Source organism: Acetobacter sicerae (genome assembly GCF_011516765.1).
Classification (GTDB): Bacteria; Pseudomonadota; Alphaproteobacteria; order Acetobacterales; family Acetobacteraceae; genus Acetobacter; species Acetobacter sicerae.
On the sequence record NZ_JAAABN010000013.1, the window covers coordinates 64,062 to 89,980 of the forward strand.

Sequence of the window (25,919 nt, forward strand, 5' to 3'; positions counted from 1 at the left end):
CATCATGGAGTTGAGGCAGCTACGATACTTCGTGGCCGTTGCCGAACACGGCAGCTTCACCAGGGCGGCGCTGGCCATCGGCATGGAACAGCCTCCTTTAAGCCAGCAGATCAAACAGTTTGAACGCGCCCTTGGCGTGACGTTGTTCCATCGCCTCACACGCGGCGTTGAACTGACCGACATCGGAGCAGCCCTGATCGGACAGGCGAAAGCCATTCTTGCGATGGAAGAGGATTTTCTCGGCTTCGCGCAAGGCCTCGCCCGGGGCGAACGGGGCCATCTCCGGGTGGGTCTGGCTGGCGCGGTCTCGCTTCTCCCGATTATTCCCCAGACCATCCGACGCTTCCGGGAGGCGTGGCCTGAAGTCATCGTCTCGTTCGAGGAGAGCAACACCCCTGCCCTGTCCGAGGCGCTGCATGACCGTCGCGTGGATGTGGCGATCGTGCGACCTCCCGTCACTGACGACCGCGAACTGGCTGTCTATCCGCTGCTTGACGAGCCGACCGTGGCCGCGCTCCCGAGTGGCCATGCCTATGAAGGCAGCGGCGCCATCCGGCTGGAAATGCTCGCGAACGAGCCTTTGATCATTTTCCCCAGAGAACTGGGGCCAGGTTTTCATGACGCCATTCTCTCCGCCTGCCAGCATGCCGGCTTTACGCCCCGCATGGGTCAGCAGGCTCCCCAGATTGCAGCCACGGTCCCGCTGGTCGCCGCCGGACTGGGTGTTTCGGTCGTGCCGCAATCCCTCTCCCAGATCCACGCTGGTGGTGTCACTTTTCATCGCATTGAGGAACCTGCTCCAAGCGCCACTCTGGCCATTGCCGTGCTGAAAGGGCGTCCGGCTCCGCTTGTCGGACGATTCATCGCCGCGCTGAAAGATGCGTGTGGCGAATGGGTGGAGCGTAGTCAGAAAATCGAGTAATGATTGCAAGAAATTGCGAACAAAGCTTTACCAAACCCTTATTCGACAATCGCCTTCAGTCATAGATAACTATTTATAAATACTTCGATGCCACCTTGCCTTCATCGCGAAACACGCAATGAAAAGGGCTTAAAATGGCAGGATTGGGTATCAGACTTGAAGCCGGTGACCGGATGATCCTCAACGGCGCAGGCGTCCACTTTCTCACCGCCGCACAGATCAGACTGACAAACCGGGCGAATTTTCTGTTCGGACGCCAGATCATGCCTCCGGAAGAAGCCACGAGCCCGGCACGCCTTATCTATTACGCACTACAGACAGCTTACGTGGGCACGCCGGAAGAAAAAATGGCCGCTCTTGCAGAGGCGACATATCACATCACCACCTTCATGCAGGAAACGACATCGGTATCGGCACGACTGATTCTCAGCGAAGCCATGAAAGCCGCTTCTGAAGGTAATTTTTATCAGGCCCTGAAAATCGCCCGCAGAATCATCCGGCACGAAGACGCCGTAATCGGCCACGCAAGTGCGTCGACAGGCGGTTTGAACGAATCAGAAGCCAGTTAACTCAAAATTAGGATTTTTATAATTTTATAGAGCCACTGCAAAAAATGCAGTAAACCAAACGGAGAAAATCCACATGTCACTTTCGATCAACACCAACAACTCTGCAATGGTGGCTCTTGAGAGCCTCAACTCAACGACATCTGCTCTGGATTCTACCGAGAACACGGTTTCAACCGGTCAGAAAGTCTCCACAGCTAAAGACGGTCCTGCCACTTACGCTATTGCCCAGCAGATGAACGGCAACATTTCTGGTCTTTCTGCTGTTTCTGATGGTCTGTCGTTTGCGGCGAGCACTCTCAGCACCACGTCCACAGCAACCAGCAACATCCTGAGCACGCTGCAGCTTCTGCAGGCCGCCGTCACTTCTCTCGGTGACAATCAGGGTGATCCGACGGCTCTTGCTCAGACGTCCAGTGAAATCGACGGCTACCTCGACCAGATCAACACCTTTGCTCGAAACGCAACGGTTAACGGTGTCAACCTCCTGACCACGACGGCCGACTCCAACACAGCTAACGTTGGAAGCGCAACAGGACCTGCTACGGCTGCCAGCCTGATTTACGTGACGAGTCTTCAGGGTTCGACCAAAAATATCTCAAACGTAACCACCAGCGCTTCAGCAGGCGCGGCGACCCTGACAAATGCTCTTGGGCTTACAAAAGGAATGGCTGCCGGCGGCGATCTGGTCGCAGCGTCCAAGAGTGGTTCGAATGTGTTCGTGACGGGTGGCACGGCTCTGACAGGCGGCAGCATTTCAAAGCTGATTACACTTGTCCAGACCGCAATCACCACGATGACAAACGCAGCTTCAACTCTGGCGACAAACGCCAAAATTGTTGATGGCATGTCTTCTTACTCCTCCAACCTTTCCGACTCCCTGACCTCAGGTGTTGGCGCGCTGACAGATGCCGACATGGCAGCAGAAAGTGCGAAGCTGACGTCTCTGCAGACGAAGCAGTCGTTGGCAATTTCTTCTCTGAGCGTTGCAAAGTCTTCTTCTCAGAACATCCTTACCCTTTTCCGCTAAGGTCAAGAATGGGGGGCTTAGCCCCCCATTTTTTTTGGATTCAAATTATGAAAACAACATTAAGCATAAGCGAAATTACAAAAATCGGTAATAAATTAAAAACTCTATCTCAAAAAAACAATTACAAAGCAACAATAGAAGAAATCAAAAAGAACATTAAAAAACATCCCCACTGGGCGGATGGTTATTCGCTTCTCGGTGATATATACACAAGCATAGCTCACTATGAAGAAAGCTACTCAGCTTATTCAAAAGCCTTAGAGCTTGATCCTGATAATTTGCAATGGAAATTGTCTCTTCTTCTTTCCCAACTCGAGATGGGAAGAGACGTTGAGCTTGCCTTAAATGAATTACTACATCTATTTATAAAAAATTCTGAAGATGAAGATATCTGTATAAAGATAGCTTCGATTATGGTTTCAGGAAAACATCCCAAAATCACTATAGCGGCCATCAAATGGAGAGCCCAAAATCATAAGAACGGTGATGTGCTTTCAAGTATTTTGGCAAACCAACTTCTTGAAGCCGGATTAATATCCGAAGGTTGCGAAATTTATCTCAATCTTTTTCGGTCGTCCCCTCATGGTGTCTTGTATGCTCCTCAGTTAGGTGTGGCTCTCATACGCATTGGAGCCTTTCAGACTTGCGCAGACATAGTCGAATCACTCAGAAAAAACTCTCCTGAAACAGCCGCCTTGATGCTGAATGAATATGGAATCGCACTGGCCGGCCTTAATCGTTCAAGAGAAGCCCAAGTGGCACTTCGTGAATACCTGGATTCTCATCCTGAGTCACAGGCTGCAAAATTCAATTTAGGCCAGGCTCTACTCAAAGGTGGAGAATATGAAGAGGGCTGGAAGCTCATCGAATTCTCTCCACCAGAATTTAAAATCCAAGGCGTCAACAATCCTTGGAAAGGTGATTTTTCTATAAATGGAAAAACGTTACTGCTGTATGGCGAGCAGGGGTTTGGCGATATGCTGCAATTCTTACGCTATATACCGTATGTTGAAAAACTTGGAGCCAATATCGCTTTGTCGGTTCCAGAAAATCTGAAAAGACTGTGTCAGGCATCATTCCCTGATATTAAAATCATAGAAACTGATTTGAAAAAAATAGAATATGACTACAGCTGTTCGCTTCTTTCTCTTCCATTATCGCTGTCTTCTCAAATTGGATATGAAATACCGTCATCTGTTCCTTATCTTTATCCAAATCAGAACGACATCGAAAAATTTTCGAAAATATTTGGAAAGACAAACAACTTACGTGTTGGGCTTGTATGGTCTGGTGAAAACCGTCCCCGCCATGGATTGAATTATAAAAACAGATCCGCTTCCTTAAAAATGTTTTCCAAAATAATTGATATTGAAAATATAGATTTTGTAAGCTTACAGCTCGGAAATCCCAAAAAAGAATTATTACAATGGAATGGAAAAAATATTTTTGATCCAATGAATACTGTGTCAGACATGGAAGACACGGCAGCTCTGATTTTTAATCTCGATTTAATAATCAGTGTCGATACTTCCGTTGCTCATTTGGCAGGTGCTCTCGGCAAACCTGTCTGGATGATCACAAGAAGCGATTGCTGCTGGCGATGGTTAGAAGGTCGGGAAGATACTCCTTGGTATCCTACCATGAGAATCTTCCGTTCCCAGCCAGGCAGTCTTCATCATGCAATCGAACTCGTAGCAGCATCTCTTCCTGACTTCGTTACAACCTGGCAGCAGAACTCCTTACTTAAAGGCATGTCACATGAGCTACGGCATCAAGCGCTATAATCAGAATTCAGCAACACAAATGACTTCAAGGCAAATTGAAGTCATGGCTTTTGGTCAAACCATTCTTCTTTTAAAAAATGCAAAAAATCAAAAAGAACGTATCCATGCTCTTACAATGAATCAGAAGTTGTGGTCATCAATTCTTCTGGAAACAAGTGTTGAAGATAACGAAATTCCCGATGTAATGCGAAAAGATCTTCTTAATTTAGCAATCTGGTCGACACGATATAGTATCCGCGCCATGTTACATGACATTGCACTAAAGCCCTTAATCGATATAAATCAGGATATGCTTGATGGTTTGAGGCAGAACACCAACAATCAGAACCCTCCTTCCGAAACTAATAATTTCAAGCTTTCAGTCGCTTGAAATCATTGCTACCCATCGCCACTCAGACGTTCTTATGCATAACGATTATATCTTCTTTTTCCTATACTGACTATTTCTTCAAATATTTAGGAGAAAGCTAGATCTGAACTACAGATCACGTAACGATCAGCAGGAATAAATAAAAAACTCCCTTCCCTCTCGGGAAGGGATGTCGATGCATAGCTGCGGACAACCGTATATTTGTGAGAATCTATGCTGCATCACTACTACGCAAGCCGTTCATAATATAGCTTTCCTCCATTCCTCGGTGACTGGAAAAATGTGTATCGGCGGCTGTATCGCTGATGCGAAAGTAATATAATCGAGTAGATTTCTCATCATATGAACGCTGATCATGATGATGCATATAGTGATGTATCGGCAGCACCACGATTGCTCGAGCGCACCAACATAGTTTGATATCCTGAAAAAGCACGGAGGAGCCAGTGGACCATCTCGAGGAGGACTGGCCTCCAAAGACACGGTTATCTACGAGGCGCTATGCATCCAGTAGAGAACTTGCCTCACGTCGGATCAGAATGCTTAATCAACCCAAGTTAAGCCTTCCTGAAAAGGCTGATCCGTGCGTTCCCTTATTGATAGCATACGATGCTGGCTCTCACCATCAAATCACAACAGTTCATTTTTTCAAAACACAATCCTGTAGAGTATTTTTTTTAATAAACTCTAATTCTATCTTCTCCGCAGCAGATCACTTAACTAACGACCACAGTAATATCGTCCTTTGTTCTTATAATTATATTTTCTCCAACAACTATCACGCACACCACAAATCGCAGAAATATAATCAACAAAAAAATCCGGTAGCATAAACTACCGGATTTTATCATTGCAGAATCAGACAAATATAAATGGTTCAGTCTTCTTCTTCGTCATCGAGGTCCCGCTGAACTTCTGGCCGACGCAGCAGAGCATCGACCTCCATTGCATAGTCGAGCGCCGTATCCGGCTGAAAATGGATTTCCGGAGCGATACGCAAACGAAGTGTGTGAGATAGCTGCGTCCGCAAATACGGAGCCACACGCTTCAGTGCGGGAAGAAGCTCTTCAACATCCCCTTTTCCCAGATCCGAGACAAATGCCGTCGCATGTTTCAGGTCGGGAGAGATACGCACTTCAGTTACTGTAATGGTAACACCGGAGAGTTCCGGATCACGAAATTCAGTTCGCGCGAATACTTCCGCCAACATACGCCTGACCTCTTCCGCGACGCGAAGCTGCCGCTGAGAGGGACCGGATGCGGAGAGGCCGGCGAGTCTCCCCGCCGGCCCCTTTCCATCCGAACGTCGGTTGGAGCCCTTGCTCACGCTGCAACCAGCTCCATCTCGAAGCACTCAACCACATCTCCCTCACGCAGGTCGTTGTAACCTGCGAAGGAAAGACCGCACTCATAGCCACGAGCAACTTCCTTGACGTCGTCCTTGAAGCGCTTGAGCTGGCTGAGATCACCCTCGTGGATGACCACACCGTCACGCAGCAGACGCACACCACAGCCACGTTTGACAACACCTTCGGTGACGTAACAGCCCGCGACCTTGCCGACCTTGGTGATGTTGAACACCTGACGGATCTCGGCGTAGCCAAGGAACTTCTCGCGATGTTTCGGAGCAACCTTACCCTTCACCAACTGCTCGATATCATCAGCAACCTGATAGATGATCGAGTAGTAGCGAATGTCCACACCATCACGCTGGGCCATTTCACGGGCCTGCGACGTTGCACGAACATTGAAGGCGATGATCACGCCATCAGATGCCTTGGCAAGCTGCACATCGCTCTCGGTGATCTGACCGACAGTCGCATTCAGAACGCGAACATCGACTTCCTCATGAGCAAGCTTTTCAACGGTCGCCTTGATCGCTTCCGCTGATCCCTGCACGTCGGCCTTGATGAGAACCGCAACTTCCTTCTGCACACCCGCCTGGATACGGGCGAGCATCTGGTCAAGCGTTCCACGAGCCGCTGTCTTGCCTGCTGCTGTATGTTCCTTGATCTTGCGCTGACGGAATTCGGAAATCTCGCGAGCTCGATTTTCGTTATCCACGACAACAAAAGAGGAGCCTGCTTCGGGCACGCCTGCAATACCGAGAACTTCAACCGGCATTGACGGTCCAGCGTCTGCGATCTGACGATTACGATCATCGACCAGAGCACGAACGCGACCCCACTCCGCTCCGGCGACAACGATGTCACCTTTGCGCAGCGTACCCTTCTGGACCAGAACCGTCGCCACAGGACCACGGCCACGATCAAGACGACCTTCAATAACCGCACCTTCAGCCGCACGATCCGGATTGGCTTTCAGGTCAAGGATTTCTGCCTGCAGCAGAATAGCCTCTTCAAGCTTATCAAGGTTTGTGCGCTTCAGAGCGGAAACCTCGATATCCTGAATATCGCCACCCATGGATTCCACGACAAGCTCGTGGCTCAGCAGATCCTGACGCACGCGGTCAGGATTTGCTCCCGGTTTGTCGACCTTGTTGATCGCCACGATGATCGGGGCGTTCGCAGCTTTCGCATGCTTAATCGCTTCCGCTGTCTGCGGCATGACACCGTCATCAGCAGCCACAACCAGCACCACCACGTCAGTAACCGAGGCGCCGCGAGCACGCATGGCCGTAAAGGCTTCGTGACCCGGCGTGTCGATGAACGTGATCTTCGCACCGGAAGCCAACTTCACCTGATACGCGCCGATATGCTGCGTAATGCCACCGGCTTCACCAGCAGCCACATCTGTGGTCCGCAGGGCATCCAGCAGAGACGTTTTACCATGATCAACGTGACCCATGACCGTCACGACAGGCGGACGCGGCTGGAGATCACCTTCCTCGTCTTCTACGCCTTCAATGCCGATCTCAACGTCATTCTCAGCAACACGACGAACGCGATGGCCGAATTCCTCGACAATCAGTTCAGCCGTATCAGCATCAATTGACTGGGTGACTGTCGCCATCACACCCATTTTCATGAGCGCCTTGATGACTTCACCCTGACGGGCCGCCATACGGTTAGCGAGTTCCTGCACCGTGATGGTTTCAGGCAGGATCACATCACGGACCACACGCACCTGATCGGTCCGCAGCCGCTCGAGTTCAGCCTGGCGACGCTCACGTTCGCGCTGACGACGCACGGACGCCAGTGAACGGGTCTTGTCGTCATCGCCTTCGATTGCAGCCTGAACGTCAATCCTACCGGACCGACGGCCACCGCCATCCTTCTTCGCTGCGCCAGCACCTCTCTTCGGCGGCGGAACAGCGCCTTTGCGAGCAGGACCGCGACGATCATCCTCACCCTCGCGACCACCACGAAGACGCAGGGTCTCGCCAGCACCACCAGATGGCTGGGAAGACGGTGTGGACGGAGCCGGACGGGTCTGCACCAGCGGCTTGGTCGGCATGATGGCGCGCTCAGCCAGCGGCCGCAGACGGCCTGGGGGCGGAGCAAGAGTAACTGTACCCGGAATCGGTTTATCAGAAACAACCGGACCGCGTTCCTCAACAGGAGGAGCAGCAGGTTTCCGCGAAGGTTCAGTTACCTGATCCTTGGCTCCCTGAGCATCAAGCTCAGCGCGCTGCTTCGCTTCCTGCTCTTCGCGAGCACGTTCTTCCGCCGCCCGACGCTCGTCTTCTTCACGACGACGCGCTTCTTCTGCAGCAGAAAGAATCTGAATCTTTTCCTGCTCGATGCGCTGCGCTTCCTTCAGGGCAGCTTCCTTGCGCTGCTCCTCAAGCACACGCTGACGGACAGCCAGTTCCGCTTCCGTCAAACCCCTCTTGCCCGACTGACGTCCACCGCCAGCACCGCGTCCACCGGACACACCGGCTTTAGGAGCACTTGGGCCTGGCCGCGCTTTTTTTCGGACCTCGACCTGCACTACCTTCGAGCGACCATGGCTGAAGCTCTGACGCACAGATCCGGCATCGACCGTGTGTCCTACTTCAGAACGGCCCGCTGGCCGCAGGGACAGACGTCCCTTACCCTGATCCTGATCGTTGCCTTCGCTCATCTATCCGCCTGTTCAACCCGCTCGCCGGAAACTTCCGGCGTCCGCAGCACCGCCACATCGGCAAGCCCTGCAAAACGTTTACTATCCTGCTTCAACCGGTCAGCTAATGCGCCGGTCCGCAGAGCCGCGTGCACCGTGTGCTCACGACCAAATACTTTTCCCAGTTGCGCAGCATCCAATGGCTTCACCACAGGAAGGCTGCGCGCGCCAGACAGGAGCCTGACACATTCATCCGGACTTCCATCCGATGCCTGCACGACAAGACCTGCCGTGCCTGCCACGATCCATTCCCGGACCTTGGCATAACCACATACCGCCTGGCCGGCACGACGTGCGAGGCCGAGCGTATCCGTCACACGACGAAGAAGCCCTGCCTCAATCAAACCAACCAGATCAGAAGGAATGATAACCTGACATCGTGCAGCCCGGGCAAAACCCCCGCGAGTCCGTGCGGTTTCTAGCACATCTCTGCGCGCACTCAACCAGATTCCCCGTCCGGGCAGACGCGCGTCCAGGTCAGGCACCACAGTTTTATCCGGCGCCACAACAAATCGTATCATGCTGGAAGGCGCCAGACGCTCACGTGTCACAAGACAACGGCGCAGAGGACCACGCTCGTCTTCTTCGTAAACGTCATCACTGACGGGGATATGATTATCCCCCTTCAGCTCCGCTGTGAACCCGCTATCTGCAGTAATCAGTTCAGAAGGGCGCTCATTGGTGGGAGTCGTGTTCAGAAGACACCTCCTCGACCGGAGCTTCCGCAACGGCCTCTGCTGGAGCTTCTTCATCCTCGAACCAGTGCGCACGCGCCAGCATGATGATTTCGTTGGCAGCATCCTCGTCGATCGCTTCCGAACCGAGGATTTCCACCAATTCATCGCCAGCCAGATCAGCCAGATCGTCGAGCGTCTTCACGCCTTTCTCTCCAAGCGTCACAAGCATCTGATTCGTGAAGGCGTTAAGCGCGACAATGTCATCGGTCACGCCGAGTGCAACACGCTTCTCGTCAAGCTCTTCTTCCTTGCGCGTCAGATAGGTCTCGGCACGACGCACCAGCTCTTCAACCACCGAGTCGTCAAAACCTTCAATCCCGACGAGTTCGTCCTGATCCGCATAAGCCAGCTCTTCGATCGTATCGAAGCCCTCTGTCACCAGCAGACCGGCAATCACATCGTCAACATCAAGCGCTTCAACGAAGAGCGCCGTGCGACGACGGAACTCTTCCTGACGGCGCTCTGATTCTTCAGCTTCCGTAAGGATATCGATATCCCAGCGTGTCAGCTGACTGGCCAGACGCACGTTCTGGCCACGACGACCGATGGCGAGGCTGAGCTGATCGTCAGGCACAACGACCTCAACGCGACCAGCTTCCTCATCCATCACAACCTTGCTGACTTCAGCCGGAGCCAGCGCATTGACCACGAAGGTCGCCGCCTGAGGGCTCCACGGAATGATGTCGATCTTCTCGCCCTGCAACTCGGCCACGACAGCCTGCACACGGGAACCACGCATACCGACGCAGGCGCCAACCGGGTCGATGGATGCATCACGGGAAATCACCGCCATCTTGGCGCGCGATCCCGGATCACGGGCGACTGCCTTGATTTCGATGATGCCGTCGTAGATTTCCGGCACCTCCTGAGCGAACAGCTTCGCAAGGAAGGCAGGATGCGTGCGGGACAGGAAAATCTGCGGGCCACGCGGTTCGTCACGCACATCATAGATGTAGGCGCGAACACGGTCCGAGTTACGGAACGTCTCGCGGGGGATCAGCTCATCGCGGCGCAGCAGCGCCTCGGCAGAACCGATCTCAACCATGAGGTTGCCGTATTCAGTGCGCTTGACCGTGCCGTTGACGATCTCGCCCACGCGATCCTTGAATTCGTCATACTGGCGCTTGCGCTCATACTCACGCACGCGCTGGACGATAACCTGCTTGGCGGTCTGAGCGGAGATACGACCGAAATCAATCGGCGGCAGCGGATCGATCAGATGCTCACCGAGCTGAATTTCTGGTTTGAACTTGCGGGCGATGTGAAGAGGAATCTGGGTCTCTTCGTTCTCCACCGCCTCGACAGCTTCCGTCCAGCGGGAAAGACGCACTTCACCAGTCCGACGATCGATCGTCGCACGAATATCTTTCTCGTGGCCATATTTGGCGCGACCGGCCTTCTGAATGGCCTGTTCCATCGCCTCGAGAACTTCCTCGCGATCGATCAGCTTCTCACGCGCAACCGCGTCAGCCACCAGAAGCAGCTCGGGACGTGCAACAGAGGTATCCATACTCATCACAACTCCACGACAGACCAGACGCCGACATCCTGGGACATCAGCCCAATCCCGCAAGCCGAAACCCATCCGAAGAACGCGCTTCAGACAATCTCAGGCCTGCATATGATATCAAAGGCTGGGTTTTACCACCCCTGACCGCCTCAATGACGGGTTTTAGACTTCTTTTTTTCGGCCGGAGCTTCTTCCGCCCCTTCCTCTTCCTGCGCCGCAGGCTTCATCATCGCCTGTGTCGCAGCAATGAGAGCATCTGTCAGCACAAGCCTGGCCTTCTTCATCTCCCGGAACGGAAGAACGACTTCCTCTCCGTCGTCCAGACGCATCCGACCGCCCTCTTCCGAGGCGCCCAGCACAATCCCTGAGAAGCGGCGACGTCCATTGACCGGGATCAGAACCTCGGCTTTCGCCAGATGCCCCGCAAAGCGCTCCCAGTCTTTTGGACGAGTCAGCGGACGATCGATTCCGGCAGAGGACACTTCCAGCGTCCAGTTGCCGGGAATGGGATCTTCCACGTCCATGACCGCACCCACCGCGTGACTGACCTGCTCACAGTCTTCAACCGTGATCAGTGTGCCATCGGCACGATCAGCCATGACCTGCACGGTCGGAACCTCACGGCCCAGCACAGACACTCTGACAATCTCGAACCCGAGATCTTCTACAGAGGGCGTGATGAGAGCAGCAATCCGCCCTTCAAGGCCAACATGAGTCGAATGGTCTTCGTCCACAGCAAAAAAGGCGACCGGACCGGCCACCCCCCAAAAAAGAGCGAAAATGAAAGGAATGACATTTGTTTATGTCACTGACCATAAAATCGCAAGGCGAAATTACTTCCCCTTGCTCACGTCGCTTTATTACGATGCATAAAGCTTTGTATCTTTTTCGTTTGCCCCTTGCATCGCTGCAACACCCCATGCCTTAGATAGACCCGGCAATGACAGCAGACTCTCCTTACACCCCTCAGCGACAGCCAGAAAAAGACCCCGAGAATCGGGGCTCCGGGCTGATGATTGCGGCAATCGCGGCACTGATGGTTGTGGCCGGAGGCGCGTCATGGATGGCAAACGGGAATGGGGCCAGGAGCGGTCAGACTACGCCGCCGCCCCTTCCTGCGCCGCAGAACACTCAAAACGAGACGCCAAACGGACGATTTTCGGTCGCCGGTCAATTCGCCTACATCTCACCTGAGAATGCGCCAGCAGCACTGAGGCAGGCGGGATATTCGGAATCAGAGCAGGCTTCCATCCTTGCGGGCATCAAACGCCGTGATTATCGGCTGGCCGTAATGCCGGTCTTTGATGCCGGTGGAACGGGCGGCACCATCGCCATTGCCTCCGGCCCTGTCCGACGGATCGTGCATCTCACCCCAAAACCCAAGCCGATCGTTCTTCCCATCACAATTGCCGGGGAAGTAACCATCGCCGCCATTTCGCCAACTGCCCCGACTGGCCTCACCGCCGGGGCAGTCACGGTTCTGGGGCCTGAGGCCCTTCCTACCCTTCAGCAGGGCGACAATCTCCTTCTTACGGTAATCGTTCAATGAGAGAGCACTTCGCGACGGATCGCTTTGGCCCGTATTTTCGGAGAATTGCCCCATGAAGGGTCTGATTCCCATGCTCAACCGGTTCATGCCGGTCATGATGGTGATCTTTCTGATCCTTGCGAGCATTCAGGCTGCGGTCAGCCTGCATCTTTCACTCGCAACTCTGGATCATTTCATGAAATGGTGTTCTCCGCTCTGGCCTGTCCTGGCTGGTGCGGGAGCCTTTTTCACACTGATGGGTCTTCTTTTTGAAGTACGCTCGGAAAAACTGGCCCGAAAGGGTCTGCTCCGCAGACGGGGATGGATGATGGACGTTCTGGCGCGACTGACCAACAGACAGGCACTTGAAGAGATGATGGCGCGGGAACAGCGCGACTCAGCCATCGACGCAGAGGAACTTGCCGCCAATCTGCGGGCCCGGGTCATCGGACAGGATCAGGTGTGCGAGGATATGGCCAACCAGCTTCGCAGACGCCTCGCCCTGCAGGTGCGCGGCAAACCGGTCGGCATCTTTCTGCTTGCCGGACCTCCCGGCACCGGCAAGACCTATCTCGCCAAACAGCTGGCGCGTCAGCTCGACAGGCCTCTCATGCATTTCGACATGACGCAGATGGCCAGCGCTCACGCCGCCACACAGCTTTTCGGATCACCGAAAGGCTATGTCGGGTCGGACACCTATGGAAAGCTGACCGGCGGCCTCAAGGAGAAGCCGGACTCGGTGATCCTGCTCGACGAGATCGAAAAGGCCCATCCCGACGTCTTCAAACAGTTCCTCGTCGCGTGGAACGATGGCTATGTAACGGAGGCCTCGACCGGGGCCCATGTTTCCGCCACGCAGGCCATCTTCATTCTGACCTCGAATATCGCCACCGAGGCGCTGACCGATATCGCCAACCGTCTTGGCGACGATCCAGACCGGATGCGAGCCGAGTCGGTGGAAGCGCTGCGTCAGGCTGGCTTCGCCCCGGAAGTCCTGAACCGGATCGATCGCATCTTTGTGTTCCGTCCTCTGCGTGGACTGGATATCGCCCGCGTGGCCGCACTGGAAATCGAAACCATGATCGAAAGCTACGGCCTCGCCATCGAGCCGGGTGGTATCGAGCCTTCGATCCTGTTCGACGTCATGCGACGCCAGAACCGGTTGGGTGATGGTGCATCTGCCCGCGATCTGGCCCGTTCCATTGAGGACATGGTCAGTGAATCCCTGATCGTTGCCCGTCAGCAGGGGGCGAAGATGGTGCGCATCACGCACACTGAAGATGGAGTTACCGCACAGGTGGTCACTGAATCTCTCTCACCAGCACGTCCTCACCTGACAGCCTGACGGTATTTCATGTCTGCTTTTTCGCGTCTGTGGCGTCGCGCACCTTTGTGGCGGCTGTCTCTCGTCAGCATGGTCGCGTTCAGCGGCATCACTGCCCTTTATCCGCCGGACTGGCTGGTTGGTCTCTATCCTCCACTGGGAAAATTCGCCCATCACACGGCACCCGCCGCTCCGAGCGACGATTCCTCGCCCGACAGCGAACAGGGCAGTCCTCCCGCCCCATCTGGCGCGGCAGAAGGCAAGGGACAGGGCGGCGATTATACGACGGCAAAGGGCGCCGTTCCGCCGATCGACGCCCAGTTGGTCGATGTCATGCCCATGGCGGGCCGTCAGTTCCCGCTCCCGGCCGGGATATGGCATCCGGTTCTGACGGAGACGAGCGGGCCGCATGGAGAAATTTCCAGCAATATTCTGGTGCGCACAGATCGCGGCGTGGTGACCGGTGTAATCCTCGTGCAGGCGACAACTGCGAGCGTGCCGCCTTCCGCCATGACCGGTCAGCCCTGCCATCTGGATGGAGCCTTCTTTCAACGCAAACTGGCGGCTCCAAGCGGTGCGGTCCAGTGCATCGCCACGAATGTGGGTTTCGCTCCCAAGGGCGATATTCATTCGAAAGATGATATCGGCTGGGCTTTTGGGCGGCTTACGCTTCTCGGATTTCCGATGCCGCCCGTCTGGGCGCTGGCTTCCTGGACTTACGCTGTGAATGCGGAAGATGGTGGCAAGAACTTTGAGGTGGTTTCGATGGCGCTCAGTCCCGCCGATCCGGGAACAGCCCACATCAAAACGCCCCTTGCCGACTGGAGCCCACAGGGATTGGGAACGTCCCCTTTCTCAGGGCGCTTTATGCAGAGCGTGAATGACTGGCTTGTGCGTTGGGCGCCCATTCTGGAGCAAGGGTATCAGGGAACCTTGCAGCCGTTCCCCAACACTATCCGGCCTGGCGCCGCCGATCCGGCGTGGCACGGCACGGCAGGCGCTCCGCCGACCTGATCCTGCTCAGGTCGGAGTGAGAACGTCCGAGGAAATCTCGATCAGGAAATCCAGCACCGTGCGCGTGCGCAGCGGGAGCGTTCTGGGACCGGTATGCACCGCATAAAGCGGCATCGGCGGCACTTTCCATCCCGGAATGACTTCGGCCAGTTCTCCCGCTTCCACCAGATGCCTGACCTGAAACTCCGGCAGGAGACCCACGCCCACACCCGCCTGCACGGCATGAAGAGCAGCTTCGCTGGAATTGGCCCGGAACACCGCCGCCGGAGCGACCACGCTCTCCTCCCCTTCCGTGTTGAAGAAATGCCAGTCCTGACGGCCGCCCCCGTATGTAAACACGACGCACGGTTCGCCGGTCAGATCATTAGGATGCTTCAGTGGCGATCTGGGCGTGAAATGGCGCGGAGAAATCACCAGCGACCGGTGAACTGCGCCGAGTTTGCGGGCGATCAGTGAGCCCTCGGCAATCTCGCCAACCCGGATGGCGAGATCGAGCCCTTCTTCCACCAGATCGCCAAATCCGTCCCGCATGATGAGTTCGACGGACAGATCCGGGTGTTTGTCCAGCAGATCCTTGATCCGATTGGTCAGACAAAGACCGAAGGCTGTGGTGACGCCAAGCCTGACAAGACCGGACACCGAAGCGCGACGACGCCCGAGCACCGTTTCGGCAGTCTCGAGAATCTCCAGCAATTCATACGCATGAGGAAGGAGGCTACGACCATCTTCCGTCATCATCAGACTGCGGGTCGTGCGCGCGAACAGCGTGGTGCCGTAATGCGCTTCCAGCAGGGCGATATGACGTGAAATGGTCGGCTGACTGGCCCCTGTTTCGCGGGAGACAGCTGAGAATGAGCCTGTCGCGGCAACGCGAACAAAGCTGTGAAGAGCAGAGAGGAGATCCATCGCGCAATCAGGCTAAAAGTTGCGCAGTAATCATGACCATATGTTTATTTATGCACAATGCGTTGAAGTGAGAGGCGCACATACCAAAAATGCATTGGCCCGAGTCATGCCGGCTGAACGCTGCCGGTTCTGCACTTCTCATGTACATGTTTATGGAATGGTGAGGCGAACCGGGTGCAGGACACTCTCTCCTGCACCCGCATCATATCAGCCTCCCCGCCGTTCGCTGACTGCGAGACGACGCTCAGCCATTTTGGCAAGACGCACAAACGGAAGCCCCAGAAGCAGATAAGCGCCGCCGACCATCATCCCCGTTCCAAAATAGTCGAAATAGGTCGAAGACAGACGGACATAGGTCTGGCTGAGCTCCGTCAGGGTGATGATGCTGACCAGCGACGAATCCTTCAGCAGAGAGATGAAGTCGTTGGTCATCACCGGCACCACGACCCGGAAGGCCTGAGGCACCACGACATAACGCAACGCCTGCGAGTGGGTCATGTTCAGCGCCGTAGCCGCCTCCATCTGTCCACGGGCAACGGACTGAAGACCGGCGCGATAGTTTTCCGCCTCATACGCGGCATAATTCAACCCGAGACTGATGACGCCGGCGACAAAGGGAGAGAGCCGGATGCCGATACCAGGCAGACCATAGAAAATGAACAGCACCTGGATCAGCAGCGGCGTGCCACGAATGACTTCAATATAGAGTGTCGCAAGAGCCGCCGCCCAGGCAGGTCCATACCGCCGCGTCAGCGCCAGAATCAGACCCAGAGCAACAGCCAGCACCATTGCGCAGGCGGAGACCGCCAGCGTCATGACAGCGCCCTTGCCGATCAGAGGCAGGAAACTGACATAACGGTCAAAGCGGGCTTTCCAACCTTTGGTAGGTGCGGTGGCGGCAATGTAGCGCTCCCACTCGGTCGGAGCGATGCCAGGCTGTGTGTAATCGCCTGTCCAGGCCGCCATTTCCGGCGTCCACAGATTCCAGCGCGCCAGAATCCGGTGCAGCGTACCGTCTGTGATCATCGCTTTCAGAGCGGCGTCAACCTGCTTGCGCAGCTCGATATTGCCTCCTTTCGGGAAGGCAATGCCGTACGACACGTGCCCGACCGGTGGACCAACAATACGGAAAGCGGGGTCTGCTTCACCATAATAGAGTGCGATCGGCCCATCGATGAGGATCGCGTCGAGGCGCTTGTTGCGCAGATCCTCGAACATATTCGACTCTTCGTCGTAGCCGCGCACGGTGATGTCGTGCCGCTCACCCATCATCCGCTCGGCCAGCGTGTCCTTCACCGTGCCGATGGTGTGACCACCAAGACGTTCGTAGGAATCGAGCCCCGCCTGATCACGACGCACCACGATACGCTCGGAAGTCATGTAGTAAGGCTGGCTGAAATCGACGGCCTCGATATGCTCCGGCGTCATTTCGATGCCGCAGATGACCATCAGGTAGAAATTGCGCTCAAGGCCGGGGATCAACCCATCCCAGTCGTTCTGCACAAACTGGGCGTCACGCCCCAGACGACGGCCGATTTCCTCCATGATGTCATACTCGAAACCGCTCATGCGATTTTCATCAGACGGATCATGGAAGGTGTACGGGACGTTGGATGTACCGTCGGCGCCCCATTTCAATGCCGTGGAAGATACGTCTGCCGTAACAGGAGCCGTGACGGGTTCCGGCTGGGGTGGGTCGGCGGCGGGTGTATTCTCCGCCCACGCCGATACGCCGTGAAAAGCAAAACCGACGACGGCGAAGCCAGCGAGGAAACGGGCACGAAGCCGCGAAAGAACGGAAGTCATGCCGAGGCTCCCAGAAGAAAGCGCCGCGTCCGGGGATCGCGCGGGTTGTCATACATCTCGTCCGGATCACCGATCTCGATGATCTCGCCGCCATCCATGAACACAATCCGATCGGAGGCGGCGCGGGCGAAACTCATGTCATGGGTCACGACGATCTGCGTCATGCCCTCACGATCCAGCGCCCGCATGACTTCAAGCACTTCCTCCGCCACACGCGGATCAAGCGCCGAGGTCGGCTCATCGTACAGCATCACATCCGGGCGCATGGCGAGCGCGCGGGCAATGGCGGCACGCTGCTGCTGTCCCCCGGAAAGCGTGGCCGGATAACGCAGACAGGCCGCCTCAAGTCCCACTTTGGCGAGCAGTTCACGCGCCTCGGCCTCGGCGACTGCGGGTGAGACCTTCTTCACCACACGCGGTGCAAGCATCACGTTGTCGAGCACTGTGCGATGAGGGAAAAGATTGAAGGACTGGAACACCATGCCGACATGCGCGCGCAGTCTGTGCGCCAGCGCTTCATCGGAGGCTTTCCACGGACCACCCGAACGACGGATGCTGTCGTCGGCGATCGTCACCGTGCCTTCATCCGGGATTTCGAGGAAATTCAGACACCTCAGAAAGGTGGATTTCCCGCATCCCGAAGGACCGATGATCGAGATGAGGTCTCCCCGTTCAACGGTCAGAGACACCCCATTGAGCACCTTGTTTGAATCGAACGATTTACTGATCGATTCAGCGCAAAGCACCGTTTCAACGCAAAAGGCTGGCCCGGAAGTATCCGGGCCAGCCATTTTACCATCGTCATGAACAGACGGAGTTGTATCAGGCAGCTTTCAGCATCCCACGCAAGACGTACTGGAGAATGCCACCATGACGGTAATATTCCACCTCGTCCAGCGTATCTATGCGACAAAGTAGTGACACTTCTTCCTTCGTCCCATCGGCGCGGGTGATGACCAGCGTCACGTCCATGCGTGGCGTGATCTTCTCAAGTCCGATGATGTCGAAGGTTTCGTCACCCTTCAGCTTCAGCGTCTTGCGATCCGTGCCATCCTTGAAGAGCAGCGGCAGAACGCCCATGCCCACAAGGTTGGAGCGGTGGATACGCTCGAAGCTTTCGGCGATGACCGCCTTCACGCCCAGAAGCAGCGTGCCCTTGGCAGCCCAGTCACGGGACGAGCCCATGCCGTATTCCTTGCCGCCGATAACGACGAGAGGCGTGCCTTCCTTCTTGTACTCCATGGCCACATCGTAGATGAAGCCCTGCCTGCCGTCCGGATAGTGCTTCGAGAGACCACCTTCCGTTCCGGGGCACATCTCGTTCTTGATGCGGATGTTGGCGAACGTGCCGCGCACCATGATACGGTCGTTACCACGACGCGAGCCGTAGGAGTTGAAGTCCCTCGGCTCCACACCATGCTCCATCAGATACTTGCCTGCCGGAGAGTCCTTCTTGATGGCGCCGGCCGGAGAGATGTGATCGGTGGTGATGTTGTCACCAAGCAGAGCCAGGAGGCGCGCACCCTTGATGTTGCTCGTCGTGCTCGAAGGCTCGGCGGGCATGTTCTTGAAGTACGGCGGATCCTGCACGTAGGTGGACTTCGGATCCCACTTGTAGGTCTCGGAACCGGTCGCGATCTTGAGATCCTGCCACTCCTTCGTGCCCTTCGACACGGTGGCGTAGCGCTTGATGAACTCTTCGCGGTTGATGGACGAGCCGATCAGCGCGGCGATTTCCTTGTTCGTCGGCCAGATGTCCTTCAGGTAAACCGGCTTGCCGTCCTTGGACGTGCCGAGCGGCTCCTTCGTGATATCCTTGCGCATCGTACCGAGCAGCGAATAAGCCACGACCAGCGGCGGGCTGGCGAGATAGTTCGCACGCACGTTCGGCGAGATACGGCCTTCGAAGTTACGGTTACCGGACAGCACCGAAACAGCGACCAGCTTGTTGTTCTCGATGGCGTCGACAATGTTGTCAGCCAGCGGACCGGAGTTACCGATGCAGGTCGTGCAGCCGTAACCAACCGTGTTGAAGCCCAGAGCGTCGAGGTCTTCGCTCAGGTTGGAGCGGTTCAGGTAGTCCGTCACAACCTGCGAACCCGGTGCGAGCGACGTCTTGACCCATGGCTTTGGCTTCAGACCGAGGGCGCGCGCCTTGCGGGCGACAAGACCGGCGGCAATCAGCACGGCAGGGTTGGACGTGTTGGTGCAGGAAGTGATCGCCGCGATGACGATGTCGCCGCTGCCCAGTTCGTAGTTGGTGTTGGCGACCGGGAACTTCTTGTCCTTGTCGGCTTCGGCCACACCGAGACTGGTCGTCAGTTCTTTTTCGAACGCAGACTTTGCGTCGGTCAGAACAACACGGTCCTGGGGACGCTTCGGACCGGAGATGGACGGTACGACTGTGGAGAGGTCGAGTTCCAGCGTGTCGGTGAAGACGGGCTCGGGTGTTTCCGGCGTGCGGAACATACCCTGCGCCTTGTAGTATTCCTCAACCAGCTTGATGCGGTGAGAATCACGGCCTGTCTCGTGCAGGTAATCGAGCGTCAGCTTGTCGACCGGGAAGAAGCCGCATGTTGCGCCGTATTCCGGAGCCATGTTGGCGATCGTCGCACGATCAGCAACCGGCAGGTGGTCAAGAGCCGGGCCGTAGAACTCGACGAACTTGCCGACAACGCCCTTTTTGCGGAGCATCTGGGTGACGGTCAGCACCAGATCGGTCGCCGTAGCGCCTTCCGGCAGCTTGCCTGTCAGCTTGAAGCCGATGACATCCGGGATAAGCATGGCGATCGGCTGGCCGAGCATGGCGGCTTCAGCTTCGATGCCACCAACGCCCCAACCCAGAACGCCCAGACCATTGACCATGGTCGTGTGGGAGTCTGTTCCATACAGCGTGTCCGGATAGACATAGTTCTTGCCGCCGACTTCGGCTGTCCAGGCAACCTGCGCGATATATTCGAGGTTCACCTGATGACAGATGCCTGTATCGGGCGGAACGACCGAGAAGTTCTCGAACGCTTCCTGACCCCAGCGCAGGAACGCATAGCGCTCGCCATTACGGTCAAATTCGATGGTGATGTTCTTCTGGAGCGCATCTGGTGTGCCGTAGACATCCACCATCACCGAGTGATCGATGACGAGGTTGACCGGCACCAGTGGGTTCACTTTCTCCGGGTTGCCCTTCAGCTCGACGATGCCATCACGCATCGCGGCGAGGTCAACCACACCAGGAACACCGGTGAAGTCCTGCATGAGAATACGCGACGGCTTGAAGGGGACTTCCTTCGTGCTGCGAGCTTTTTCCAGCCACGCCGCAATTGCCTTTGCGTCGTCCGGCGTATATGAACGCCCGTCCTCGAAACGCAGTATGTTTTCGAGCAGCACCTTCAGACTGACTGGAAGATGCTCTACCTTGCCAATGGTTTTCTCGGCCTCCGGGATAGAGAAATAATGGTAGGTCTTGCCGTCAACCTTGAGCTCACGCCCGGTCTTCAACGAATCGTGCCCAACCGCTTTCATAGTAACTCCCTCCGCGACAACAGCATCCCGCTGGTATGTCGAACCGGTAGCACCCCCAGCAATCATGGGGTGGGCGCCTCTACCCGGGAAGAGTCCCGGGTCACCGGCTTGATCTCTGATCGGTGCTAGAACATACCGGGGGCGCGCCTCCGCACAAGCGTACCGGCGACCACAAGAACGCGAGCAGAGCGAAAAGCCCTCTTCCTGTGGTCACAAACAGGGGAACAGGCTCATCTCTGAAACATCCTCCCTTTCCGCGATGCTCGAAGCACGGGACATCACTGTTTTCCGTGGCGAGCGGCTTGTGCTTGATCAGGTCAGCCTTTCCCTCTCCGCAGGCGAAGCAATGCTGCTGACGGGTCCGAACGGCGCGGGCAAAAGTACGCTGATGCGTGTGCTGGCTGGCCTGCGAAAACCGGACTCGGGGGAACTGCTGTGGAAAGGCGAAAACGTCTTCTCTGACCGCATGGCCTACTCACGCAATATTGCCTATCTCGGCCATCAGGACGCCCTGAAGCCGGGCCTGACCCTGACCGAGAATCTTTCTGTCTTTTCTCACGGCGCATCTCTTGAGGAAGCGTTCGACAGTTTCGATCTGCGGCCTCTGGCCGACACACCCGTGCGACTGTTTTCCGCCGGACAGAAACGACGCGCCGCCCTTGCCCGCGTGATTCTCGCGCAGGCCCCTCTCTGGCTGCTCGACGAACCGAGTCTTGGGCTGGATGTCCATTCCGTCTCACGACTGGGTGAAGCGCTCCGTCATCACCGACAGGCAGGCGGCATGATCATCGTCACCACCCATGTCCCTCTCCCGCTAGAGGATGTACGCCACCTGACTCTGTCGGGAGTTCCGGCGGATGACTGGGCCGGGGAGTTCACGGACGCATGACACGCCTTTTTCTCGGAATTATCGGACGTGACCTGCGTCTCGCCCTGCGTCATGGAGCTGACACGCTTGGAGCGGTGCTGTTTTTCATTCTTGCAGGGGCGCTGTTTCCGCTGGCGCTCGGTCCCTCTCCCGAATTGCTGCGACGGATGGCGCCGGGCGTCATCTGGGTCTGCGCCCTGCTTGCAGCCCTTCTGCCTCTGGATCGTCTTTTCGGATCGGAACTTGAGGATGGGTCGCTCGACCATCTCCTGCTGACCGGCCTCCCCCCCGCCCTTGTCGCTCTGGCGAAAATGGCGGCTCACTGGGTGACGACAGGCCTTCCTCTGCTGGTTGCCGCCGTTCCGATGGCCATCATGCTCGATATGCCATCTCACGCCTTTCCGGCACTGATGGCAGGACTGATTCCCGGCACCATGGCGCTGTCGCTTTTTGGTGGGATGGCGGCGTCGATCGTACTTGGCGCACGGCGCGGTGGCGTTCTTCTGCCCCTGCTTGTGCTGCCGCTTGTTACGCCAGTGCTGATTTTCGGAGCTGCTGCTGTCGATTCAGCTCGAATCGGACTGGCATGGGCACCCGATATGGAACTGCTTCTGGCCATCCTTGCCGGGGCTTTCCCGCTCTGTCCGCTTGCGGCCGGAGCGGGTTTACGAGCGGCGGCAGAGTAGGAAACCGGGTTTAATTTTCCGCCAGCGCCTGACGACTCGCACGCACGCGGGTCACTCGCCGCCCTTCCATTTCCAGAACCTCGAACAGCCAGCCGGAAAAAACCACCTTGTCCGCAACCGCTGGCACGCGACGCAGCAGAGCAAGAATCAGGCCACCAAGGGTGTGATAATCCCCCTCACCCGGCAGTTTTCCAAGGCCGAGCCGGTCCTTCACCTCGTCAGCAGGTTCCGATCCTTCAAGGATCACGACATCACCGGGCTTGACCGTCAACAGCATATGCTGACCGTGCTCGTTGACCTCTCCGACGATTGCATCGAACAGGTCGGAAGCCGTCACAATTCCTTCGAATGAACCATATTCATCCACGACCAGAGCAATCCCCAGCGGGATGGAACGCATCCGTTCCAGCATATCCAGCGCGGAGATGGAATCGGGCACGACAACCGGCTGCCTGAGACCCGCTTCGATCGAGACCGGCATGCCGTCGAGCAGACGGTCGAGCATATCGCTCGCCAGAATCACGCCGACAGGATTGTCCACTCCGCCCTCACACACAACGAGCCGGGAAAAAGTAGTCGTGCGCAGGGTGGACACGAGAACATCGCGCGGGACGTGGCGCTCGATCCAGACGATCTCGTTACGCGGCGTCATGATCGCACGCACCGGACGATCCGCCAGACGCAGAAGTCGCTCGATCATCGTCCGCTCTTCGTGTTCCAGCACGCCGGACTGCGCTCCTTCGAGAAGGACAGCCCGCAACTCCTCTTCGGTCAATGTCTGTCGATCGGCAACTGGCACGCGAAGAATCTTCAGCACCAGACTTGAGGATAACCGGAGAAACCAGACGAAAGGCCGGGCGACCATGCCCAACACATCAAGCGGCACGGCAAGCGCCGCCGCAATCTGCTCGGGATACTGAAGCGCCAGCTGTTTGGGAACGAGTTCGCCCAGCACCAGCATCAGCCCGGTGATCACGACCACGACCAGCACCATGGAGATGTCTTCGGCGAAGGGCTGCAGGGCTGGAAACTGGGCCAGCCAGGGCGTCAGGGCGGCTTCGATTTTCACGCCACCGAATGTGCCTTCCAGAATCGACACCAGTGTCATGCCGATCTGCACGGTCGGCAGAAAACGCTGTGGATCATCTGCCAGCTTGAGCGCCCGTTCGGCCCCCCTCACCCCCTGACTCTGAAGCATCACGAGACGTGGCCGCTTCAGTGAAATCAACGCCAGTTCACCCATGGCGAAAATGCCGTTCAATATAACGAGCAGCAGAATGATCAGAATGGAAACAGTCATGACATCCGAACGTGGGAAACAGGATCGATAAAGAAAAAAGGGGCAGAACCCGCCGGTTCCGCCCCATATAGTTCAGTCTGTGTCGATTATCTAACCCGCAGTTCAGTCTGCGGCGTCAACAGGCACAGCCTTCTGTGAAGCCGAGGCGCTGACCACGGTCGTAACACGCGGCGGCTTGGCCGGCTTCTTGCGGGCAACGATTTCTTCCAGCTTCTCTTCAACCTGCTCGGAGTAATTGTACTGAGCAGGACGCTGGTTCGCCAGTGAGATTTCCGGAGCCATCGGCTTCTCGGTCTCGGGTCCGAACAGCGCAACCTTGGCGATGTGCCACGGACGCTTCACGGCATCCATGACAGCCGTGGACTCGTAACCGGAGTGAACCATGCAGTCGGCGCACTTTTCATAGTTGCCGGTGCCGTAATCATCCCATTTCGTGTCGCTCATCAGTTCATTGAACGACTTCGCATAACCTTCGCCCAGCAGATAGCAGGGACGCTGCCAGCCGAACACGTTACGCAGCGGCTTGCCCCATGGGGTGCAGTGGTAGGTCTCGTTACCGGCGAGGAAGTTCAGGAACAGAGGCGACTGGGTGAAGCGCCACTTGTGCCCCTTGCCGAGACGGAAGATCTCACGGAACAGCTGCTTCGTCTTCTGACGGTTCAGGAAGTGCTCCTGATCAGGCGCACGCTCATAAGCATAGCCCGGCGCGGTCATGATGCCGTCAACGCCCATGGCCATCACTTCATCAAAGAAGGAGGCCACGCGCTTCGGATCAGCGCCGTCAAACAGGGTGCAGTTGATGGAAACACGGAAGCCGCGCGCCTTGGCCTTCTTGATCGCCGCAACAGCACGCTCATACACGCCTTCCTGACAGACGGACGCGTCATGCATGTCCTTGTCGCCATCAAGATGCACGTCCCATGAGAAGAACGGGTTCGGCTCGAAATCGTCCATCTTCTTCTCGAGAAGAAGGGCGTTCGTGCAGAGATAGACATATTTCTTGCGGTCGATCAGCGCCCGGACAATCTCCGGCATCTCCTTGTGAAGGAGAGGCTCACCACCAGCGATGGCGATGACCGGAGCGCCGGCCTCGGCGTCTGCATCAAGGCATTCCTGCATGGAAAGGCGCTGGTTCAGAATAGCCGCCGGGTAGTCGATCTTTCCGCAGCCCGCGCAGGCAAGATTGCAGCGGAACAACGGTTCCAGCATCAGCACGAGGGGGTAACGCTGCCTGCGGGTAATATGCTGCTTCACAACATACGCGCCGACCCGGACAGCCTGCATCAAAGGTACCGCCATTACGCTCTGCTCCTCAGGTCGGCGCTCAACGCCGACGTCCAATCAAGTTGCGGACATAATATGGCCATGTCCGGAAAGAAGAATAGAAACCGTCTCGTGGCTCAGGCCTGCGGACAAGTCATGGCGCGTGTGTGCATCTACGGCACCACGCATTCGGATTGATGCCTATATAATAACCGCCTTCCCGCACTCAAGTGCAGATTGAACATCTGTTGCAATAACACCACACCAATCGGCCATTCGGAAAACGACCCTTGCAACCAACACTGAAACACGACCAAGCAGGCCAGACTTTTTTATCGATCCGACATTTTGTTTGTCTGCAACCACATGGGTCTCATGAGCCCGAATGCCCGTCGTGTCATCAGACAGCATCTTTCAACGGTTATGCAAACACCTTGAAGTTCAGGCGTTTCAACGGCTCATACAGACGAGCCTGTCGGTGATACACAGACGATGGATGTGATTAGTCATGGCCCAGAACACACCTTCCTCCCAGCCTTCGTCAGGTGACAGCAAGCCCATCCCCACGCGCGGGCGCTTTCCTTTACTGGACCGTGTTTCGCACCCTGTTGACCTGCGGAACCTGTCGGTCGACCAGCTGAAGCAGGTCGCGGACGAGCTTCGCTCCGAGACGGTCGAGACGGTGTCCACGACGGGCGGTCATCTCGGCGCATCGCTGGGC

The 25,919-nt window shown here is 56.4% G+C and carries 22 protein-coding genes; 11 read left to right on the forward strand and 11 right to left on the reverse strand.

Annotated features, from left to right (window positions below):
* Positions 1-4: 4 nt before the first annotated feature.
* The 5 genes from GVI59_RS13680 (at position 5) to GVI59_RS13700 (ending at position 4,672) form a co-directional block, all read left to right on the forward strand.
* Positions 5-922 carry a LysR family transcriptional regulator gene (locus GVI59_RS13680; protein ID WP_173574757.1) on the forward strand — a complete coding sequence of 306 codons (918 nt, stop codon included), beginning with the start codon at positions 5-7 and terminating at the stop codon, positions 920-922.
* 134 nt (positions 923-1,056) lie between these two features.
* Positions 1,057-1,491, forward strand: a complete 435-nt coding sequence (locus GVI59_RS13685) for a flagellar biosynthesis repressor FlbT (RefSeq protein ID WP_173574758.1) — start codon at positions 1,057-1,059, stop codon at positions 1,489-1,491.
* A 73-nt stretch (positions 1,492-1,564) separates the two neighbouring features.
* Positions 1,565-2,518 carry a flagellin N-terminal helical domain-containing protein gene (locus tag GVI59_RS13690; protein ID WP_173574759.1) on the forward strand — a complete coding sequence of 318 codons (954 nt, stop codon included), beginning with the start codon at positions 1,565-1,567 and terminating at the stop codon, positions 2,516-2,518.
* Positions 2,519-2,565: 47 nt separating this feature from the next.
* A complete protein-coding gene (locus GVI59_RS13695; RefSeq protein ID WP_198912158.1) occupies positions 2,566-4,302 on the forward strand; it encodes a tetratricopeptide repeat protein in 1,737 nt (578 codons plus the stop codon).
* Entirely contained in the window at positions 4,277-4,672 is a 396-nt protein-coding gene (locus GVI59_RS13700; RefSeq protein ID WP_173574761.1) for a flagellar biosynthesis regulator FlaF, read from the forward strand. Before GVI59_RS13695 ends, GVI59_RS13700 begins: the two co-directional genes overlap by 26 nt.
* Before the next feature lie 877 nt (positions 4,673-5,549).
* Here the strand turns inward: GVI59_RS13700 and rbfA are convergent.
* The 5 genes from rbfA to rimP form a co-directional block, all read right to left on the reverse strand.
* Entirely contained in the window at positions 5,550-5,999 is a 450-nt protein-coding gene (gene rbfA / locus GVI59_RS13705; RefSeq protein ID WP_173574762.1) for a 30S ribosome-binding factor RbfA, read from the reverse strand.
* The gene (infB, locus tag GVI59_RS13710) at positions 5,996-8,698 is read right to left on the reverse strand and encodes a translation initiation factor IF-2 (protein ID WP_173574763.1); all 2,703 of its coding nucleotides are present in this window, start codon (positions 8,696-8,698) and stop codon (positions 5,996-5,998) included. Before infB ends, rbfA begins: the two co-directional genes overlap by 4 nt.
* Complete coding sequence (locus GVI59_RS13715) at positions 8,695-9,348, reverse strand: RNA-binding protein (RefSeq protein ID WP_173574784.1); 654 nt, start codon at positions 9,346-9,348, stop codon at positions 8,695-8,697. The genes infB and GVI59_RS13715 overlap by 4 nt, the downstream gene beginning before the upstream one ends.
* Positions 9,349-9,412: 64 nt before the next feature.
* Entirely contained in the window at positions 9,413-10,984 is a 1,572-nt protein-coding gene (gene nusA / locus GVI59_RS13720) for a transcription termination factor NusA (protein ID WP_173574785.1), read from the reverse strand.
* Between the two features lie 149 nt (positions 10,985-11,133).
* On the reverse strand, positions 11,134-11,718 hold the full coding sequence (gene rimP / locus GVI59_RS13725) for a ribosome maturation factor RimP (RefSeq protein ID WP_408736625.1): 585 nt from the start codon (positions 11,716-11,718) through the stop codon (positions 11,134-11,136).
* Between the two features lie 206 nt (positions 11,719-11,924).
* Here rimP and GVI59_RS13730 point away from each other — a divergent pair, with 206 nt between their 5' ends.
* From GVI59_RS13730 to GVI59_RS13740, 3 genes are read left to right on the forward strand one after another with little or no spacing between them, the layout of a single operon-like run.
* Positions 11,925-12,533, forward strand: coding sequence for a hypothetical protein (locus GVI59_RS13730; RefSeq protein ID WP_242013112.1), 609 nt, complete (start codon positions 11,925-11,927; stop codon positions 12,531-12,533).
* A gap of 52 nt (positions 12,534-12,585) precedes the next feature.
* Positions 12,586-13,857: an AAA family ATPase gene (locus tag GVI59_RS13735; protein ID WP_173574765.1), complete on the forward strand. Its 1,272-nt coding sequence runs from the start codon at positions 12,586-12,588 to the stop codon at positions 13,855-13,857.
* A gap of 9 nt (positions 13,858-13,866) precedes the next feature.
* Positions 13,867-14,850, forward strand: a complete 984-nt coding sequence (locus GVI59_RS13740; protein ID WP_173574766.1) for a hypothetical protein — start codon at positions 13,867-13,869, stop codon at positions 14,848-14,850.
* A 6-nt stretch (positions 14,851-14,856) separates the two neighbouring features.
* On the opposite strand, the gene GVI59_RS13745 is transcribed toward GVI59_RS13740, so the two are convergent.
* The 4 genes from GVI59_RS13745 to acnA all read right to left on the reverse strand — a co-directional run bounded on the left by GVI59_RS13745 (position 14,857) and on the right by acnA (position 21,081).
* Positions 14,857-15,756: a LysR family transcriptional regulator gene (locus GVI59_RS13745; RefSeq protein ID WP_173574767.1), complete on the reverse strand. Its 900-nt coding sequence runs from the start codon at positions 15,754-15,756 to the stop codon at positions 14,857-14,859.
* A gap of 207 nt (positions 15,757-15,963) precedes the next feature.
* Positions 15,964-17,562, reverse strand: a complete 1,599-nt coding sequence (locus GVI59_RS13750; RefSeq protein WP_173574768.1) for an ABC transporter substrate-binding protein/permease — start codon at positions 17,560-17,562, stop codon at positions 15,964-15,966.
* On the reverse strand, positions 17,559-18,353 hold the full coding sequence (locus tag GVI59_RS13755) for an amino acid ABC transporter ATP-binding protein (protein ID WP_194299144.1): 795 nt from the start codon (positions 18,351-18,353) through the stop codon (positions 17,559-17,561). The genes GVI59_RS13750 and GVI59_RS13755 overlap by 4 nt, the downstream gene beginning before the upstream one ends.
* 31 nt (positions 18,354-18,384) lie before the next feature.
* Entirely contained in the window at positions 18,385-21,081 is a 2,697-nt protein-coding gene (gene acnA / locus GVI59_RS13760; RefSeq protein WP_173574788.1) for an aconitate hydratase AcnA, read from the reverse strand.
* Between the two features lie 259 nt (positions 21,082-21,340).
* Here acnA and ccmA point away from each other — a divergent pair, with 259 nt between their 5' ends.
* The gene (ccmA, locus tag GVI59_RS13765; protein ID WP_173574769.1) at positions 21,341-21,970 is read left to right on the forward strand and encodes a heme ABC exporter ATP-binding protein CcmA; all 630 of its coding nucleotides are present in this window, start codon (positions 21,341-21,343) and stop codon (positions 21,968-21,970) included.
* The gene (ccmB, locus tag GVI59_RS13770) at positions 21,967-22,635 is read left to right on the forward strand and encodes a heme exporter protein CcmB (protein WP_173574770.1); all 669 of its coding nucleotides are present in this window, start codon (positions 21,967-21,969) and stop codon (positions 22,633-22,635) included. The genes ccmA and ccmB overlap by 4 nt, the downstream gene beginning before the upstream one ends.
* A gap of 10 nt (positions 22,636-22,645) precedes the next feature.
* Here the strand turns inward: ccmB and GVI59_RS13775 are convergent, their stop codons facing one another.
* Both GVI59_RS13775 and hpnH read right to left on the reverse strand, forming a co-directional pair.
* Positions 22,646-23,935: a hemolysin family protein gene (locus GVI59_RS13775; RefSeq protein WP_173574771.1), complete on the reverse strand. Its 1,290-nt coding sequence runs from the start codon at positions 23,933-23,935 to the stop codon at positions 22,646-22,648.
* A gap of 102 nt (positions 23,936-24,037) precedes the next feature.
* A complete protein-coding gene (gene hpnH, locus GVI59_RS13780) occupies positions 24,038-25,234 on the reverse strand; it encodes an adenosyl-hopene transferase HpnH (protein ID WP_173574772.1) in 1,197 nt (398 codons plus the stop codon).
* Positions 25,235-25,706: 472 nt separating this feature from the next.
* Between hpnH and GVI59_RS13785 the strand changes: the two genes are divergently transcribed.
* Positions 25,707-25,919, forward strand: a 213-nt coding sequence (locus GVI59_RS13785; protein ID WP_277876388.1) for a 1-deoxy-D-xylulose-5-phosphate synthase N-terminal domain-containing protein, incomplete at its 3' end; no start/stop codon positions are given.